The organism is Massilia sp. Root335, assembly GCF_001425685.1.
Lineage (GTDB): Bacteria > Pseudomonadota > Gammaproteobacteria > Burkholderiales > Burkholderiaceae_D > Telluria > Telluria luteola.
Map to the genome: position 1 here is coordinate 220 of NZ_LMCY01000025.1, position 17,724 is coordinate 17,943.

Below are 17,724 nucleotides of genomic sequence, written 5' to 3' on the forward strand. Positions count from 1 at the left end.
GAGCGAGAGTATGCAGCACATCGTTTAACTCGTCAACCCCTCTTTTTCTTCAGCGCAAGTGGCGTTGTCAAAACCCCGATTTCAACTGTTTGATTTAGCTGAAATTTCTTGCGCTGCAGAAGCAGGACGCGAACTATAGCAAACCGGATCGGGGATATGCAAGGGGGCTGCGGTAAGAATTCTCCAGTTGCTTGTGTGCTATCTTTGCCGCCTTCCTTATCCATGGAGCTCCCATGCGCCTCCCGCACATCGCCCCCACGGCCGATCCCGACCTCGCCCTGCGACTCTCTGCCGCCATCAATAACAAAACCAAACCGCTCGGCAGCCTCGGCGCGCTCGAACGCCTGGCCAGCCGCCTGGGCTTGATCCAGCGCACGGTTGCGCCCACGATCGAGCAGCCGGCGATCCTCGTGTTCGCCGGCGACCATGGCGTCGTCGCGGAAGGCGTCTCGGCCTACCCGCAGGACGTCACCTGGCAGATGGTCGAGAACTTCCTCGCCCAAGGCGCCGCCATCAATGTGTTCGCGCGCCAGAACGGCATCGATCTGCACGTCGTGGATGCGGGCGTCAATCACGAATTCGGCGTGCGCGCCGGCCTCGTCGACCGCAAGGTGGCGCGCGGCACGCGCAACTTTGCGCGCGAGCCGGCGATGACGCCCGAGCAGTGCGCGGCCGCGCTGGAGCACGGCGCCGCGCTCGCGGCCGACCTGCCCGGCAACGTGGTCGGCTTCGGCGAGATGGGCATCGGGAACACGACGGCGGCAGCCGCCCTGATGCACAAGCTGACCGGGCTCCCCGTCGCGGACTGCGTCGGCGCCGGCACCGGCCTGTCGCCCGACGGCGTGCTGCACAAGCAGCGCGTGATCGAGGCGGCCGTCCGGCACCACGCCGGCGTCGACGATCCGCTCGCCGTGCTGGCGGCGTTCGGCGGCTTCGAGATCGCGATGATGGCCGGCGCGATGCTCAAGGCGGCCGCGCTGCGCAAGGTGCTGCTGATCGACGGCTTCATCGTGACGAGCGCCCTGCTCGCGGCGGCGCGCATCGAACCCGCGATCCTGGACTACTGCGTGTTCGCGCACTGCTCGGACGAATCCGGCCACCGCCGCATGCTGGACGCGCTCGGCGCCGAGCCCCTGCTGCACCTGAACCTGCGCCTGGGCGAAGGCACGGGCGCAGCGCTGGCCCTGCCGCTGCTGCACGCGGCCGCGAACTTCCTGAACGAGATGGCCACGTTCGAATCGGCCAGCGTCAGCGAAAAGTCGGCCTGATGCAGCAACTGCGCCTGTTCTTCATCGCCCTGCAGTTCTTCACGCGCTTGCCGATCCCGGGCTGGGTCGGCTTCGAAGCCAGCTGGCTGCAGCATGCGTCGCGCTACTTCCCGCTCGTCGGCGTCGTCGTGGCCTCGATCGCGGCGGCCGTGTATTACGCCGCCGCGCTCGTGCTGCCGGGGCCCGTGGCTGCGGTGCTGTCGACCGCGGCCTCGATCTGGATCACGGGCGCGTTCCATGAAGACGGCTTTGCCGACACCTGCGACGGCCTCGGTGGCGGCATGACGAAGGAACGGGCGCTGGAGATCATGAAGGATTCGCGCGTCGGCGCATACGGCGCGATCGGCATCGTGTGCATGCTGGCGACCAAGCTGTCCGCACTGGCGCTGCTGCCGCCGCGCGTGGCCGTGGCCGCGCTGTTCGTCGCGCATCCGTTCTCGCGGCTCGCGGCGACGGCGCTGATCTGGAAGCTGAAATACGTGCGCGGCGAAGGCAAGGCCAAACCGCTGGCGCAGCAGATGACGACCGCCGAATTCGCGATCGCGGCGCTGACGTGCGCGCTGCCGCCGGCGTGCGTGCTCGCCCTCGGCTGGATGACACCGGCCGCCATGCTGGCCGCCGTGCTGGCCGCGCTGGCCGCCGCGCTGTGGCTGGGCCGCCTGTTCGTGCGCCGCCTCGGCGGCTACACGGGCGACTGCCTCGGCGCCGTGCAGCAACTGGCCGAAGCGCTGGCCTATCTTGCCGTGCTGGCGACGCTGGGCCACGGCGCCTGGACCGCGGCATGACGCTGTATCTGGTGCGCCATCCGCGGCCGGACGTGGCGCCGGGCCTGTGCTACGGCGCCAGCGACGTGCCCGTGCCCGAAGCGGAGCTCGCGCGTGTGCACGCCACGCTGGTGGAACGCGGGCTGCACGACCTGCCCGTCTACGCCAGCCCGCTGCAACGTTGTGCCCTGCTGGCCGAACGACTCGCGCCTGGCCGCGTGACGTTCGATGCGCGCCTGGCCGAGATGGATTTCGGCGCGTGGGAGCTGCGCCCCTGGTCCGCGATCCCGCGCGCCGACGTCGACGCCTGGACCGCCGACCTGCTCCACTACCGTCCCGGCGGCGCGGAGAACGTGCTCGACGTGGCGCGCCGCGTGCATGCCTTCGTCGACGATCTGCGTGTCCCCGCCGCGCTGGTCGTCTGCCACGCCGGCACCATCCGCCTGCTGGCGGCCCTGCATGGCGGCGCACCGCTAGAACAGGCCGCGCTGCACGCGGCGCGGACGCCCCATCGCATCGGCTACGGCGACGTCGTCATGCTGAAAGACTGACAACGGCGCACACCAAACGCCGTATAATGTCGGCGTTTTGGTGCTCGCGCCCGATCTCTCGGGCGCAGTTAAACGGGAAACACGAAGCCTCGCTCTCACGAGCAAGCGCCAACGTGTGCTGCCCCCGCAACGGTAAGCAAGTGCCGCCCGCGTTCGACGCGTGCGCGGCAACCGTCTCCACATACCACTGTGCATCCGCATGGGAAGGTCGGACGGCCATACTTGCCAGCCCGGATACCGGCCAAAAGGTGGAAGCGCGCGGTTCGTCCCGCGCTTCTGTTCACCTGGCTGACGGGGACGTCGGCCGGTTGTCCGTTACGTAGATCATCATGTCCTTTCCCGTTTCCCGGCAGGCGGCCGCGCTGTCGCTCGCATTCGCCGCCGCCGCATCGGCCCACGCCGATCCCATTCCCGACACCGTCGTCGTCACCGCCAACCGCACGCCGCAGCACGTTGACGACGTCATTCCCGACACCGTCGTGGTCACGAGCGAGGAAATCGCCCGCGCCGGCGCGGGCTCCGTCGCCGACGTGCTGCGCCGCCAGCGCGGCATCGAAATCGGCCGCAACGGCGGCGCCGGCACCAACACGACCGTCTTCCTGCGCGGCGCCAACAGCAACCAGGTCGTCGTGCTCGTCGACGGCGTGCGCATCGGCGCCGCGACCACCGGCGCGGCCGCGTGGAATGCCCTGCCGCTGTCGTCCATCGACCATATCGAGATCGTCTACGGGCCACTGAGCGCCCTGTACGGCGCGGACGCCATCGGCGGCGTCGTGCAGATCTTCACGAAGCAGAGCGGCGGCCGTCCCGCCTTCAGCGCCGGCGCGGGCGGCGGCACGTACGGCACGAACCAGTACGACGCGAGTGTGCACGGCGCGACGGGCGGCGAGCACGACCTGACGTATGCGCTCTCGGGCGCGCGCGAAGAATCGGACGGCTTCTCGGCCACGCGCCCCGGTGCATACGGCTACAACGGTGACGCCGACGGCTATACGCGCAACAGCGTCAATGGCCGCGTCGCGCTGCGCCTGGCGGAAGGCCACGAGATCGGCGCACAATTCCTGCAGAGCCGTCTGAACGCGCAGTACGACAGCGGCAGCCCGGCCTTCGACGCGCACAACATCCAGGAAGTCGACAGCTATGCCGTCTTCCTGAACGACCGCGTCCGGCCCAACTGGCGCAGCAGCGTCCAGCTGGCGCGCTCGGAAGATAAACTGGGGAGCTTCACGAGCACGGCGCCTTCCGGCACGTCGCAGCTGAACACGCGCCAGGACGAATTCACGTGGCAGAACACGTTCGACCTGGACGGCGACACGCTGCAGGTGCTGGCCGGCCATCGCAAGGAACAGGTGCTGTCCAGCGCCGTCAAGGACATCAACCGCACGCGCATCACGAATGCCGTCGCGGCCGCGTACGACCTGCGCCGCGGCCGCCACCTGCTCGACGTCAGCGCGCGCACCGACCGCTCCGAGTACGGGTCGAAGACGACGGGCGCGGCCGGCTACGGCTACGAATTCACGAACGACCTCCGCGCCACGGCCAGCGTCGGGACGAGCTTTCGCGCACCCACGTTCAACGAGTTGTACTATCCGAACTACGGCCTGTCGAGCAACAGGCCGGAACGGGGCCGCAACGCGGAAGCGGGCGTGCAATACCGCGTGGCCGGTGTCGACCTGCAGGCGAATTACTACCGCAACCGCCTGACCGACATGATCGTATCCGTCACGCCGTGCCCGGGCCATCCCGGCGGCAGCTGCGCCTACAACGTCGACCATGCGCTGCTGGAAGGCCTGACGCTGGCGGCAAGCGCCCGCCTCGGCAACCTCGACCTGCGCGCCAGCGCCGACCTGCAGGACCCGCGCGACGACACCACCGGCAAACAGCTGGCCCGCCGCGCGCGCCGCCACGCCAGCGTCGCCGCCGACTACAGCGTGGGCCAGGTGGACGCCGGCGTCGAGCTGCAGGCATCCGGCCGCCGCTTCGACGATGCCGCCAACGCCAACCGCCTCGGCGGCTACGGCCTGCTGAACCTGTACACTACCTGGCACATGACGCGCGACTGGTCGCTGCTGGTCCGTGTCGACAATGCCGCCGACAAAGCCTACGAACTGGCGCGCAACTACGGCACCGCCGGGCGCACCTGGTTCGCAGGCTTTCGCTACGCCAGCCGCTGATCCACCATGTACCGACGAGCCATGCACCCTGTCCCACCGCCCCTGCGCCAGCGCGCCATCCCGACCATCGCCTTGCTGCTGTGCGCCGCGCTTGCGAGCCTGCTCGTCGCGGGGATGAGCGGGTCGATCGCCGTCGCGCCGTCCGACCTGCCGGACGCGGTGCTGCAAGTGCTGCGCGGCCGGCCCGAGTCGCTGGCCGCGTCGCTCGTCGAGCTGCGCGTCGGCCGCGCGCTGATGGCGTTCGTCACCGGCGGCGCGCTCGCGCTGGCGGGCGTCATGATGCAGGCGCTGCTGCGCAATCCGCTGGCCGATCCGTACGTGCTCGGGATCTCGGCCGGCGCATCGGTCGGCGCGCTGTTCGCGCTGCTGATGCTGTGCGCCGCCGCCACCGTCGACCTCGCGGCGATGGGCGGCGCGGTCACGGTCGCGCTGCTGCTGTACCTGCTGGCGCGACGCGACATGCGCAGCGGCGCCGCGGCCGAAGGGGGCACGTCGATGCTGCTGCTGACCGGCGTGATCATGTCCTCGGCCAGCATGGCGCTCGTCACGCTGATGCTGTCGATCGCGCCCGAGGGACGCCTGCGCAGCATGGTGTTCTGGATGATCGGCGACCTGGCCGGCGCGCCGCTGCGCATCCTGCCCTGGCTCGTGCTGGGCGCGGCGCTCGCGTACGCGCTGCGCAACGCGCGGGCGATGAACATGCTCGCGCTGCACGCGGAAGCCGCCGCCACGCTGGGCGTGCGCGTCGGCGCCGTGCGCAAGGGCCTGTTCTTCGTCTCGGCCGTGCTGACGGCCAGCGCCGTGACGAGCGCCGGCGCCATCGGCTTCGTCGGCCTGATCGTGCCGCACGCCTGCCGTTTCGCGTTCGGCCCGGACCACCGCGTGCTGGTGCCGGCCGCCGTGCTGGGCGGCGGCGGCCTGCTCGTGCTGTGCGATACGCTCGCGCGCACCGTCGTCGCGCCGACCCAGCTGCCCGTCGGCGCGATCACGGCGCTGATCGGCGCCCCCGTCTTCCTGTATCAACTGCATCGCCTGCACAAATGATGATCGCCACCCGACAACTGGAACTGCGCGCCGGCGGCCGCACGCTGGTGCGCGATCTCGACTGGACCGTCGACGCCGGCGAATGCTGGTCCATCGTCGGCCGCAACGGCGCCGGCAAGAGCACGCTGCTGCGCACCGTGGCCGGCCTGCGCGCGCCGGACGCCGGCACCGTCGAGCTGCACGGACGGCGGTTGCCCGACTGGCCGCTGGAAGCGCTGGCGCGCGAGCGGGCCTACCTGCCGCAGGCGCGCAGCGACGCCTTCGCCTACAGCGTGATGGAAACCGTGCTGTCGGCGCGCCACCCGTACCACGCGAACCGCTACTGGGAACACAGCGACGACCACCACGCGGCGTTCGATGCGCTGGCCGCGATGGAAGTCGAGCATCTCGCCGCACGCGACGTGCGCACCTTGTCCGGCGGCGAGCGCCAGCGCGTGGCCATCGCCGCGCTGCTCGCGCAGGACACGCCGCTGCTGCTGCTGGACGAACCGGCCAACGCGCTCGACCTCGCGCACCAGGTCCGCACGATGTCGCTGCTCGCGCGCCTGTGCCGGCAGCGCGGCAAGACCGTCGTGATGATCGGCCACGACCTGAACCTGGCCCACAGTATTTCCACCCACGCCCTGCTGCTGATGGGCGACGGCCGCTGGCACGCCGGCACCGTCGACGACGCCATGCAGGCACCGCTGCTGAGCAGCTATCTCGGCCACCCGATCGACGCGATCGAGCACGGGAGCCGGCGTATCTTCATCCCCCTGGAGACACCTCATGAATGATTTGACGCCCGAACAGACGGCAGAACTCAACGAGCGCCACCGCGTGCGCATGGAACGCAAGAAGGCGATCATCGACGCCAAGATCGCCGCGGCCGACAAACAGATCGGCATCATCATCGTCAACACCGGCAACGGCAAGGGCAAGAGCTCGAGCGCGTTCGGCATGGTCGCGCGCGCGCTCGGCCACGGCATGAAGGTCGGCGTGGTCCAGTTCATCAAGGGCGCGATGTCCACCGGCGAGGAACTGTTCCTGCGCCGCTTTCCCGACGACGTCAGCTTCCACGCGATGGGCGAAGGCTATACGTGGGAGACGCAGAACCGCGAACGCGACATCGCCAGGGCCGGGGAAGCCTGGGAACAGGCGCGCCGCTTCCTCGCCGACCCGGCCTACGGCCTCGTCGTGCTGGACGAACTGAACATCGCGCTCAAATACCGCTACCTCGACGTACACACGGTCATCGCCGACCTGCTCGACCGCCCGGAGATGCAGCACGTCGTGGTGACGGGCCGCGCGGCGCCGCCGGAACTGATCGCCATCGCCGACACGGTCACGGAAATGAACGACGTCAAGCACGCCTTCAAGGCGGGCATCGCGGCCCAGGCCGGGACGGAGTGGTGATGGCCACCGGCGCACGCATGCTGCTGGTGGCGGCCATCGCGTCCGGCCAGGGCAAGACGACGGTGACGGCCGCGCTCGCGCGCCGGCTGCGCCGCATGGGGCAGCGGGTACACGTGTTCAAATGCGGGCCGGACTTCATCGACCCGATGGTCCTCGAACACGCGAGCCGCGCGAAAGTCCACACGCTCGACCTGTGGATGGTCGGGCTGGAGCAAAGCCGCCAACGCCTGGCCCGCGCCGCGCGCGAGGCCGACGTCGTGCTGGTCGAAGGCGTGATGGGCCTGTACGACGGCGATCCGTCCGCCGCCGATCTGGCGCGCGCGTTCGACCTGCCCGTGCTGGCCGTGATCGACGCCTCGGCGATGGCGCAGACGGCCGGCGCCGTCGTGCTGGGCCTGCGCGATTACGGTCCGGTGCGGATGGCCGGCGTCGTCGCCAACCGCGTCGCGAGCGAAGGGCACGCCCGCATGGTGGCGGCATCGCTGCGCGACATCCCGCTGCTGGCGACGTTGCCGAAGCAGGCGCGCCAGCTGCCCGAGCGCCATCTCGGCCTCGTCGTGCCGGGCGAAGTCGCCGACATCGACGCCATTCTCGACGACCTGGCCGACCAGCTGCAGCTGGACGAGGCGGCGTGGAACGCGCTGGCGCCGCAACTGCCCGACGAAGCCTTGCCGGAACCGCCGGTCGCGCCGCTGCTGGCCGGGAAGACGGTGGCGATCGCGCGCGATGCCGCGTTCTGCTTCCTGTACGCGGCCAACGTCGACACGCTGGAAGCGCTGGGCGCACGCGTGAGCTGGTTCTCGCCGCTCGCGGACGAGCCGGTGCCGGAGGATGCCGATGCCGTCTACCTGCCGGGCGGCTATCCGGAACTGCATTGCGAAACGCTGGCGCAGGCGGCGCGCTGGCGCGACTCGATCCGCGCGGCGCACGCGGCCGGCCTGCCCATCCTCGGCGAGTGCGGCGGCATGATGGTGCTGGCGGATGTCCTCGTCGACAACGATGGCCGCGCCTGGCCGATGGCGAGCCTGTTCCCGGGCCGCGTGCTGATGCAGCCGCGCCTCGCGGGGCTCGGGCCGCAGGCGGTGGCAACGCGGGCCGGGCAGATGCGCGGCCACACCTTTCATTATTCGCGCCTGGAGACGCCGTTGCCGCCCGCCGCGTGGACGGCGAAGCATCCGTCCGGCGCCCAGGGCGAAGCCGTCTATCGTGTCGGCTCGCTGACGGCGTCGTACTTCCACGCTTTCTTCGCCTCGAACCCGGAGGCCGCCGCGAGCCTGCTGCGGGGGCAATTGACGTGACCCGCACCCTCGTCCTCGGCGGCGCCCGGTCCGGCAAGAGCGCGCTGGCCGAACGCCTTGCGCGCGAGTCCGGCAAGGAAGTCATCTATCTCGCGACGTCGCACGCGGGCGACGCCGAGATGGCGGCGCGCATCGCCCACCATCGCGCGCGCCGGCCGGCCGGCTGGCAAACGGTGGAGGAAGCGACGGCGCTGGCGGCCACGCTGCGCACGCTGTGCGCACCGGGGCGCATCGTGCTCGTCGATTGCCTGACGTTGTGGCTCACGAACCTGATGTTCGCGACGCGGCAGGATGTGCCGGACGTCGGGCCCATCGCCCTGCCGCCGCTGTTCGGCGCCGAACGCGCTGCGTTAATGGACTGGCTGGACGCGCCGTCCGCGGGCGACGTCGTGTTCGTATCGAACGAAGTCGGCATGGGCATCGTGCCGTACGGCGCCGTGTCGCGCGCGTTCGTCGACGAAGCGGGCCGCCTGAACCAGGACGTGGCTGCGCGCTGCGACCGTGTGCTGTTCGTCGCGGCCGGCCTGCCGCTCGCATTGAAAGGCGCGCCGTGCTGAGCGGCCTGCCTGCGACGACCCTCGCGCTGGCGCTCGTCGCCGGCGTGCTGCTGGACCTGTGGCTGGGCGAGGCGCCGCGCTGGCATCCGCTCGTTGGCTTCGGCCGGCTGGCTGCCGCGCTCGAACGCCGGCTGAACAGGGGACGCGCGCGCATCGTGCGCGGCCTCCTCGCGTGGATGCTGGCCGTGCTGCCGTTGTCGGTATCGGCCTGGCTCGCGTGCTGCCACGGCGGCGCGGCGGCCCACGCGCTGCTGCTGTACCTCGGCATCGGGCTGCGCAGCCTGCGCGAGCACACGCTGCCGATCCACGCGGCGCTGGTCGACGGCGACCTCGATGCGGCGCGCGGCCTCACCGCGCGCATCGTCAGCCGCGATACCGGGCACGCCGGCGAGCCGGATCTCGCCAGGGCCGGCGCGGAATCGCTGCTCGAAAACGGCAACGACGCCGTGTTCGGCACGCTGTTCTGGTTCCTCGTCGGCGGCGGCGCCGGCGTCGTCCTGTTCCGGCTCGCGAACACGCTGGACGCCATGTGGGGCTACCGCAGCGAGCGATTCAACCGGTTCGGCCGCGTGGCCGCGCGCGTCGACGACGTCCTGAATTACGTGCCGGCGCGCCTCACCGCCCTGTCGTACGTGCTGCTGGCGGAACGGGGACGGCTGCGTGCGTGGCGCTGCTGGCGCGCGCAGGCCCCCGCGTGGAGCAGCCCGAACGCGGGCCCCGTGATGGCCAGCGGCGCCGGCGCGCTCGGCGTGCAACTGGGCGGCGCGGCCGTGTACGACGGCGTGACGGAAGCGCGGCCACCGCTCGGCAACGGCCCCGAGCCGGGCGCGGACGACATCCTGCGCGCCTGGCGCCTCGTGTGGCGCACGACGCTGCTGTGGGTCGTCGTCGCGGGCGCCGCACTGCTGCTGCTCGACGGGGCGATCCATGCTTGAACACGGCGGCAACCTGCGCGCCGCCCAACAGCGCTACGGCGGCACGGACTGGATCGACCTCTCGACCGGCATCAATCCGCACGGCTACCCGGCGCCGGCGCCAATGCCCGATGCGTGGCGGCGCCTGCCCGAACCCGATCCGTCTCTCGTGCGCGCCGCCTGCGACTACTACGGCGCGCCGCAACTGCTGCCGGTGGCAGGCACACAGGCCGCGATCCAGGCCCTGCCCCATCTGCGGGCCGCGCTGGCCGGACCGGCGCGCGTGACGGTGGCCGCGCCGTCGTATGCGGAACACGCGCATCACTGGGGCCGCCACGGCCACGTCATGCGCGAGGCCGCGTACGATGCGCTCGACGATGCCGTCGCCGGCAGCGACGTGGTCGTCGTGGTCAACCCGAACAACCCGACCGGCGCGACGGTGGCGCCGGCCGCGCTGCTGGACTGGGCCGGGCGGCTGGCCGCGCGCGGCGGCTGGCTCGTCGTCGACGAAGCCTTCGGCGACACGGCACGCCCGCTCAGCGTCGCCGGCCACGCCGGTCGGCCCGGTCTCGTCGTGCTGCGCTCCGTCGGCAAATTCTTCGGCCTGGCCGGACTGCGGCTCGGCTTCGTCGGCGCGGAGACGGCGCTGCTGACGGCGCTGGACGACATGCTCGGACCGTGGGCCGTCAGCGGACCGGCGCAGGAGATCGCCGTCGCGGCATTGCGCGACCGCGGCTGGCAGCAGGCGACGCACACGCGCCTCGCGCGCGACGGCGCGCGCCTGCATGCGCTGCTGGCGGCGCACGGTATCGACGCGCATGGCACGCCGCTGTTCCACTGGTGGCCAGAGGTGCGCGCCGAAGCCTTTCATGAACACATGGCGCGGCGCGCGATCTGGGTGCGGCTGTTCCCGGGCGGCGCGCGCGGCATCCGCGTCGGCCTGCCGGGAACCGAATCCGAATGGCGCCGCATCGAACAAGCACTCAAGGAATGGAACGACCAATGAAACGATTCACGATCGCAGGCGCGGCACTGCTCGCGGCGACCCTGCAGGCGCATGCCGCCATCAGCGTCAAGGACGATGACGGCGCCACCGTCACCGTCGCCAAACCGGCCCAGCGCGTGATCTCGCTGGCGCCGCACGTCACCGAGCTGCTGTTCGCGGCCGGCGGCGGCAGCCACGTCGTGGGCGTGGTGTCGTACAGCGACTTTCCCGCGGAAGCGAAAAAGATCCCGGAGATCGGCTCGAACCGCGAAGTCGACCTGGAACGCATCATGGCCATGAAGCCGGACCTGATCGTCGTCTGGCGCCACGGCAGCTCGGAGCGCCAGATCGAGATGCTGCAGAAGCTCGGCATCCCGATGTTCCACAGCGAGCCGCAAAAACTGGAAGACATCGCGGACAATGTGCAGAAGCTCGGCCAGCTGATGGGAACCGATGCCGTGGCCGGCCCCGCCGCGGCCGGCCTGCGCGGCCGGATCGCCAGCCTGCGCAGCCGTTATGCGAAGCGTCCCGTCGTGCGCAGCTTTTACCAGGTGTGGGACAAGCCGCTGTACACGCTCAGCGGGCGCCACATCGTCAGCGACGCGCTGCGCCTGTGCGGCGGCGAGAACATCTTCGACAAGCTGCCCGTGACGGCGCCCGTCGTGTCGATCGAGGCCGTGCTGCAGGAGAATCCGGAGGCGATCTTCGCCACGGCGGAAAAGAACTACGGCGGCGTGAGCATGTGGAAGCCCTACGGCACGCTCACCGCGGTCCGCAACGGCAACCTGTTCACCATCGACGGCAATCTGCTCAACCGCTCCGGTCCGCGCATGATCGCCGGCGCCGCCCAGCTGTGCGAGAAGCTCGAACTGGCGCGCAGCCACCGCGTCAAATGAACCACTTCCCTTATCCCACCCTGATGGTGCAGGGCACGACGTCGGATGCCGGCAAGACCACGCTCGTCGCCGCGCTGTGCCGCCTGCTGGCCCGCCGCGGCGTGCGCGTGGCGCCGTTCAAGCCGCAGAACATGGCGCTGAACAGTGCCGTCACGAGCGACGGCGGCGAGATCGGCCGCGCCCAGGCGCTGCAGGCCGTCGCCGCCGGCGTGGCGCCGCACACCGACATGAACCCGGTACTGCTGAAACCATCCAGCGACATCGGCGCGCAAGTCATCATCCACGGCCGCGTGCGCGCCGAGATGGACGCGCGCGACTATCACCAGTACAAGACGGTGGCGATGCACGCCGTGCTCGAATCGCATGCACGCCTGCGGTCGCAGTACGCCGCGGTGATCGTGGAAGGTGCCGGCAGCCCGGCCGAGATCAACCTGCGCGACCGCGACATCGCCAACATGGGATTCGCGGAAGCCGTCGACTGCCCGGTGATCCTGGTCGCGGACATCGACCGCGGCGGCGTGTTCGCGCACATCGTCGGCACGCTGGCCTGCCTGTCGGACAGCGAGCGCGCGCGCATCATCGGCTTCGTCATCAACCGCTTCCGCGGCGACATCGGGCTGCTCGAACCGGGCCTCGACTGGCTGGAGGCGCAGACCGGCAAGCCGGTGCTGGCCGTGCTGCCCTATCTGCACGGCCTGTACCTGGATGCGGAAGATGCCGTGCAGGTCGTGACGCCGGGGACCGGCGCGTTCCGCATCGTCGTGCCCAGCTATCCGCGCATGAGCAATCACACGGACTTCGATGCGCTGCGCGTCCATCCCGACGTCGACCTGCGCTTCGTGCGCGAGGGCGAACCGGCGCCGATTGCTGACCTCATCATCCTCCCCGGCAGCAAGAACACGCGCGGCGACCTCGCGTGGCTGCAGGCGCAGGGCTGGCCGGACCGCATCCGCCGCCATCTGCGCTATGGCGGCAAGGTAATCGGGATCTGCGGCGGCTTCCAGATGCTGGGCGCTCGCGTCGACGATCCGCATGGCGTCGAGGGCGCGCCCGGACACTCGCAGGGGCTCGGCCTGCTGGACCTCGCCACGACGCTGACGCGCGAGAAGCGCCTTGCACAGGTGAGCGGGCGCTGCGTGTTCGCGCCCGCCGCGCCGGAGGCGGCAGTCGCCGGCTACGAGATCCATATGGGCGTCTCGACGGGCGAGGCGCTGTCCCGCCCCGTGTTCGCGATCGACGGGCGGCCGGAAGGCGCCTGCTCGGACGACGGCCAGGTGCTGGGTACCTATCTGCACGGACTGTTCGACCACCCGGACGCCTGCGCGGCGCTGCTGCGCTGGGCCGGGCTGCACAGCGAGCACGTGATCGACACGGCCGCGCTGCGCGAGGCCAGCCTGGACCGGATCGCGGATGCGGCCGAGCCTTTGCTGCGGGAACTGCTGGCGCGGGCACCGTAAAGCTGATTGATAAAAATCAATGCCGGCGATAATCAGCGCCGCGCAAGTGCGCGCTTATGTAATTTAACTACGTTAAATAGTTTACTTGAAAGCCATAAAACCGTATATTTCCCCTCATAAGTAGTAAAAATACTAAAGCCCATCCGGGCACGAGGGGAGATCATGGTACTCTGCCGCATCCACAAGGCCGTCGCAATCGTACGGCCTCCCGCCTTCTCTCCATCCAGCGCCCGCGCGGCCGGCGATCCCGCTACCTGACAAGTCCTGTCCGGCAGGCGGTGCCCGGGGCGCTTGGGGCTCGCCGCCTTTTCCTGCAAGCGCGATCCGAAGGAGAACCACATGCATTTCCGGAAGACCCCGGCCGCGCTCTGCGTGGCCAGCCTCGTTGCGTCCATGCTGCCGGCGGCGCACGCCGGCCCCATTCCCGCGGCCCACGTGTACCACAACCACATGCCGAATTTCTGGCCGTTCTACGCGGTCGACGTCGGGGCGACATACGATGCGACCCCGGTCGGCGCGCCGGTCCGGTACACGTATGACGGCGACGTCATCAACCTCAAGAACAATCCGCCTTCCGGCTACCGCTACTACCTGCCGGCCGCGCTGGGCGGCGGCATCATGCCGCACGACGATCTGGTGTCCTACTACACGCCGGACGCCAAGACGGGCGCGTACCAGTACTGGCCGATGCAGGTCGCGAACGAGCTGCAGTCGTGGTCCGGCGGCCGCGGGCAGGTGCACGTGACGATGTCCGGCGCCGTCGTCAACAACGTGCAAAGCCTGGAGACGCTGCAGAACGTGCCAGGCTACAGCAACCCGTCGTGGGGCCAGTCCTGGTCGAACACCGAAGGCGCGCTGCACACCCAGAACAACTTCCGCACGCTGGACGCGATCCACTTCACGGGCCACCACTCGATGGGGCCCCTGGTCGGCGCCGACTACTTTTTGAAGGACCTGCTGTTCCAGAACGCGACCCTCGCGCAATCCTATTTCCTGGGCGGGAACTTCGTCTCGTCGAAGGGTTACTTCCCGACGGAGCTGGGTTTTTCCGAGCGCCTGATCCCGACCCTGGCCAAGCTCGGCGTCCAGTGGTCCGTCCTGGGCAACAACCATTATTCGCGCACCCTGAAGGATTATCCGTACGCGACCTACGACGCGACCGGCGACACGCTGACGTCGCCGCCCAACCGCGCCGACTTGCGCAACACGTCCGCGACCGGCAGCTGGGTGGCCGCGCAGATGGCGCACGAGCAGCAGGTCATCGTGAACAAATTCCCGTTCGCGTCGACGCCGCACTGGGTGCGCCACGTCGATCCCGCCACCGGCGCCGTGACGAAGCTCGCCGGCGTGCCGGTCAGCCAGAACGGTTCGTGGCTGGAAGGCTGGGAGGGCGCGACGACGGTCGACGAGATCGCACCGTACGCCGCGCTCGAACCACGCCAGTTCTACGTCATCGCGCACGACGGCGACAATTCGAGCGGCCGCGCCGGCTCGCTGTCGACGTGGCAGGCGGGCTACAACACCACCTGTTCCGGCAACGGCTACTGCCTCGGCATCGACGAATACCTGCGCGCGAATCCGATTCCCGCGAGCGACGTGCAGCACGTGCAGGACGGTTCGTGGGTCGACACGCGCGACTCGTCGTCCGATCCGACCTGGTATCACTGGCATTTGCCGTTCCTGATCTGGAAGGGCCAGTTCGCCGACTTCAACCGCGTCACCGGCATGAACCTCGCGCCCAAGACCAATCTGAAAGGCGTGCAGGAAGGCGCGACGGTGTCGTTCGAATATGGCTGGCACTACCTGGAGCGTAATTTCGCATTGCTGCAGGCGGCGCTCAACTACGCGAAGACGGCGGAGCAGATCTGGCTCGACGGCCATCCGAACTACTGGTCGCCCACCACCGCCGCGGACAAGCAGGTGACCTACACCGGCAACCAGCTGAACCCGTGGATGATGTCCTTCCCCGTCAAGGGCGACGCCGCCAAGGACTACGCCGGCGGCGCGAACCCGGCGGAGCTGGGCTGGTATTTCCTGCTGCCGGCGATGGACTCCGGCTTCGGCTACTACGACGAGAACAAGGACGACGACGTCAAGCCGACGCTGGCCTTCAACAATTCGCTGGCGTTCTCGAAGCCCTATGTGCAGGCGCATGCGGCGGACGACCGCACCGGCCCGTCGGTCTGGTGGCCGCAACGCTATCCGTACAATCCCGGTTCCGTGAACGCGTCCAAGGCCGAGGGCTGGACCGTCCAGCACTACAGCAACGACTTCGCCGTGTACACGTATGGCTACGACGTTTCCGGCATCACGAGCGCCGTCGTGAAGGTGCGCGTGCACGCATCGAACAACATCGATGCGAACGACGACACCTATAAGGTCTACGATCCGGCCGCGCTGGCGGCGACGCCCGGCCTGTCGATCACGCCATCGAGCGTGGGCGCCTGGCAGAGCTTCCCGATGAAGATGCGCGACCTGCAGCCGGCCATCAACGGCGTCGACTGGGTTCCCGGCACGCGCGACACGCTGGCGGTCCTGCCCGCCGAGGAGATCGGCGACCTGTATTACACCTACCTGTCGGGCTTCCGCAACCAGCTGCTCGATTACTACGTCGAGATGACGGACAGCCGCGGCAACGTGACCCGCAGCGACATCCAGCAGGTCTTCGTCGGCGCCGGCACGTATTCTCCGTCGTCCACGGGCTCCGGCTTCATCGAAGACGTCAACGGCAAGGTCGCGGGCGTGTATCCGTTCCTCGTCGTCGACAAGGAAGCACCCAGCACGCCCGGCACGATCGTCGCTTCGCAGCTGACGGACCGCTCGGTGACGCTGGCCTGGCCGGCATCGACGGACAACGTCGGCGTGACCGGCTACACGGTGTACCGCAACGGCACCGCCGTCGCCACCACCGCGGCGACGACCTACACGGACAGCGGCCTCACGCCGTCGACCCTCTATTCGTACAGCGTCACGGCGCAGGATGCGGCGGCCAATGCGTCGGCGCAGTCGGCCGTCACGAGCGTCACCACGAAACCGGCCGATACCGCAGCGCCCACGGCCCCTGGCCAGCCGGTCGCGGGCACGGTGACGCCGACGTCCGTGGCACTCACCTGGACCGCATCGACGGACAACTACGGCGTGACGCAATACGTCGTCTACCGCAACGGCGCGCAGGCCGGCGTCAGCGCGTCGACCGGCTTCACGGACAGCGGCCTGTCGCCCTCGTCGACCTATGTGTACACCATCGTCGCGAAGGACGCGGCGGGGAACGCGTCGAGCGCATCGGGCGCGCGCTCGGTCACGACGGCCGCCGGCAACGTCGCCAACGTGTACTACCACCTGCCCTCGGGCTGGAGCACGGCGAACATCCACTACGCGCCGACCGGCGGTACGTGGACGACGGCGCCCGGCGTGGCCATGCAGGCGGCGTGCAGCGGGTGGATGTCGTCCATCGTCAACCTGGGCAGTGCGACCGGCATGCAGGCCGCCTTCAACAACAATGCGGGCACCTGGGATAACCATGGCGGCGCCAACTACGCCCTCGGCACCGGGATATCGGCCGTGAACAACGGCGCGATCACGACCGGCGCGAGCCCGTGCGCGCCCGATACGACGGCGCCGACGTCGCCCGCCAACCTGCGCACCACGGCCGTCGCCGCCAATTCGGTCGCCCTCGCGTGGGACGCCGCGACGGACAATGTGGGCGTGACCAGCTACACCATCTTCCGCAACGGCACGCAGGTGGCCAGCGTGTCCGGCACCGCTTACACGGACACCGGCGTGGCCGCCAGCACGGCGTATTCGTACACGGTCCAGGCGTTCGATGCGGCGGCAAATGCGTCCGCGGCGAGTGCCGCCTTGCCGGTGACGACGCCGGGCGCGACGACGAATTGCGCGGTCAGCTTCACGATCGCGAATGCGAACACGGTCGTCGGCCAGAACCTGTACGTGGTCGGCAATGTGACCGCGCTCGGGTCGTGGGCGCCCGCGAGCGGCTTTGCGTTGACGATCCAGGGCAGCGGCGCGAACGTGCCGTGGACCGGGACGGTGACCTTGCCGCCAAATACCGCGCTCCAGTACAAGTACGTGAAGTGGAACGGGTCGACGGCGACGTGGGAAAGCAACCAGGCGACGACGTCGGGCAATCGCGAATTCAGCACGCCGGCGACCTGCAGCTCGACCATCACGCGCAACGACGGGAACTTCAAGCCCTGATCGGCCTGGCTCGACCGTAGAAGCAGTCTATCGGCTGCTTCGAATCGTCCCGTTGGGCAGCGGCGTCATCTGGTTATTGATGCCGCTGTCCGACAGATCGTGGGGTAACGCGCCGGACGCTTCCGGTCGATTTGGAGATCCCGAAAAGCAAAAAGCCCGCTCAGTATCAACTGAGCGGGCTTCTGCATATAACTAGCCTGACGATA

14 protein-coding genes and 1 riboswitch are annotated in these 17,724 nt (G+C 69.4%); all 14 genes read left to right on the top strand.

Annotation, left to right across the window (positions count from 1 at the left end):
• The first annotated feature begins 233 nt into the window (after positions 1–233).
• Positions 234–1,268, top strand: a complete 1,035-nt coding sequence (gene cobT, locus ASC93_RS14050) for a nicotinate-nucleotide--dimethylbenzimidazole phosphoribosyltransferase (RefSeq protein ID WP_056442959.1) — start codon at positions 234–236, stop codon at positions 1,266–1,268.
• Positions 1,268–2,053 carry an adenosylcobinamide-GDP ribazoletransferase gene (locus tag ASC93_RS14055; protein WP_056442963.1) on the top strand — a complete coding sequence of 262 codons (786 nt, stop codon included), beginning with the start codon at positions 1,268–1,270 and terminating at the stop codon, positions 2,051–2,053. Before cobT ends, ASC93_RS14055 begins: the two co-directional genes overlap by 1 nt.
• A complete protein-coding gene (locus ASC93_RS14060) occupies positions 2,050–2,583 on the top strand; it encodes a histidine phosphatase family protein (RefSeq protein ID WP_056442967.1) in 534 nt (177 codons plus the stop codon). Before ASC93_RS14055 ends, ASC93_RS14060 begins: the two co-directional genes overlap by 4 nt.
• A 21-nt stretch (positions 2,584–2,604) precedes the next feature.
• Positions 2,605–2,844, top strand: a riboswitch (cobalamin riboswitch).
• Positions 2,845–2,912: 68 nt separating this feature from the next.
• Complete coding sequence (locus tag ASC93_RS14065; protein WP_056442970.1) at positions 2,913–4,757, top strand: TonB-dependent siderophore receptor; 1,845 nt, start codon at positions 2,913–2,915, stop codon at positions 4,755–4,757.
• A gap of 21 nt (positions 4,758–4,778) precedes the next feature.
• Positions 4,779–5,801: an iron ABC transporter permease gene (locus tag ASC93_RS14070; RefSeq protein ID WP_056442973.1), complete on the top strand. Its 1,023-nt coding sequence runs from the start codon at positions 4,779–4,781 to the stop codon at positions 5,799–5,801.
• Positions 5,801–6,577 carry an ABC transporter ATP-binding protein gene (locus ASC93_RS14075; protein ID WP_056443001.1) on the top strand — a complete coding sequence of 259 codons (777 nt, stop codon included), beginning with the start codon at positions 5,801–5,803 and terminating at the stop codon, positions 6,575–6,577. The genes ASC93_RS14070 and ASC93_RS14075 overlap by 1 nt, the downstream gene beginning before the upstream one ends.
• Positions 6,570–7,196: a cob(I)yrinic acid a,c-diamide adenosyltransferase gene (gene cobO / locus ASC93_RS14080; protein WP_056442976.1), complete on the top strand. Its 627-nt coding sequence runs from the start codon at positions 6,570–6,572 to the stop codon at positions 7,194–7,196. Before ASC93_RS14075 ends, cobO begins: the two co-directional genes overlap by 8 nt.
• Positions 7,196–8,494 carry a cobyrinate a,c-diamide synthase gene (locus ASC93_RS14085; protein ID WP_056442979.1) on the top strand — a complete coding sequence of 433 codons (1,299 nt, stop codon included), beginning with the start codon at positions 7,196–7,198 and terminating at the stop codon, positions 8,492–8,494. The genes cobO and ASC93_RS14085 overlap by 1 nt, the downstream gene beginning before the upstream one ends.
• On the top strand, positions 8,491–9,051 hold the full coding sequence (gene cobU, locus ASC93_RS14090; protein ID WP_056442982.1) for a bifunctional adenosylcobinamide kinase/adenosylcobinamide-phosphate guanylyltransferase: 561 nt from the start codon (positions 8,491–8,493) through the stop codon (positions 9,049–9,051). The genes ASC93_RS14085 and cobU overlap by 4 nt, the downstream gene beginning before the upstream one ends.
• Positions 9,045–9,986 carry an adenosylcobinamide-phosphate synthase CbiB gene (gene cbiB / locus ASC93_RS14095; RefSeq protein WP_056442984.1) on the top strand — a complete coding sequence of 314 codons (942 nt, stop codon included), beginning with the start codon at positions 9,045–9,047 and terminating at the stop codon, positions 9,984–9,986. The genes cobU and cbiB overlap by 7 nt, the downstream gene beginning before the upstream one ends.
• The gene (cobD, locus tag ASC93_RS14100; RefSeq protein WP_056442987.1) at positions 9,979–10,971 is read left to right on the top strand and encodes a threonine-phosphate decarboxylase CobD; all 993 of its coding nucleotides are present in this window, start codon (positions 9,979–9,981) and stop codon (positions 10,969–10,971) included. Before cbiB ends, cobD begins: the two co-directional genes overlap by 8 nt.
• Entirely contained in the window at positions 10,968–11,846 is an 879-nt protein-coding gene (locus ASC93_RS14105) for a cobalamin-binding protein (protein ID WP_056442991.1), read from the top strand. Before cobD ends, ASC93_RS14105 begins: the two co-directional genes overlap by 4 nt.
• Complete coding sequence (locus tag ASC93_RS14110) at positions 11,843–13,303, top strand: cobyric acid synthase (RefSeq protein ID WP_056442993.1); 1,461 nt, start codon at positions 11,843–11,845, stop codon at positions 13,301–13,303. Before ASC93_RS14105 ends, ASC93_RS14110 begins: the two co-directional genes overlap by 4 nt.
• A gap of 339 nt (positions 13,304–13,642) precedes the next feature.
• A complete protein-coding gene (locus ASC93_RS14115; RefSeq protein WP_056442998.1) occupies positions 13,643–17,518 on the top strand; it encodes a carbohydrate binding domain-containing protein in 3,876 nt (1,291 codons plus the stop codon).
• Positions 17,519–17,724: the final 206 nt, after the last annotated feature.

What these genes read in the sequence shown, in the direction of transcription:
- cobT (WP_056442959.1), top strand. Translation starts at nt 234, where the DNA reads ATGCGCCTCCCGCACATCGCCCCCACGGCCGATCCCGACCTCGCCCTG.
- ASC93_RS14055 (WP_056442963.1), top strand. Translation starts at nt 1,268, where the DNA reads ATGCAGCAACTGCGCCTGTTCTTCATCGCCCTGCAGTTCTTCACGCGC.
- ASC93_RS14060 (WP_056442967.1), top strand. Translation starts at nt 2,050, where the DNA reads ATGACGCTGTATCTGGTGCGCCATCCGCGGCCGGACGTGGCGCCGGGC.
- ASC93_RS14065 (WP_056442970.1), top strand. Translation starts at nt 2,913, where the DNA reads ATGTCCTTTCCCGTTTCCCGGCAGGCGGCCGCGCTGTCGCTCGCATTC.
- ASC93_RS14070 (WP_056442973.1), top strand. Translation starts at nt 4,779, where the DNA reads ATGCACCCTGTCCCACCGCCCCTGCGCCAGCGCGCCATCCCGACCATC.
- ASC93_RS14075 (WP_056443001.1), top strand. Translation starts at nt 5,801, where the DNA reads ATGATCGCCACCCGACAACTGGAACTGCGCGCCGGCGGCCGCACGCTG.
- cobO (WP_056442976.1), top strand. Translation starts at nt 6,570, where the DNA reads ATGAATGATTTGACGCCCGAACAGACGGCAGAACTCAACGAGCGCCAC.
- ASC93_RS14085 (WP_056442979.1), top strand. Translation starts at nt 7,196, where the DNA reads ATGGCCACCGGCGCACGCATGCTGCTGGTGGCGGCCATCGCGTCCGGC.
- cobD (WP_056442987.1), top strand. Translation starts at nt 9,979, where the DNA reads ATGCTTGAACACGGCGGCAACCTGCGCGCCGCCCAACAGCGCTACGGC.
- ASC93_RS14105 (WP_056442991.1), top strand. Translation starts at nt 10,968, where the DNA reads ATGAAACGATTCACGATCGCAGGCGCGGCACTGCTCGCGGCGACCCTG.
- ASC93_RS14110 (WP_056442993.1), top strand. Translation starts at nt 11,843, where the DNA reads ATGAACCACTTCCCTTATCCCACCCTGATGGTGCAGGGCACGACGTCG.
- ASC93_RS14115 (WP_056442998.1), top strand. Translation starts at nt 13,643, where the DNA reads ATGCATTTCCGGAAGACCCCGGCCGCGCTCTGCGTGGCCAGCCTCGTT.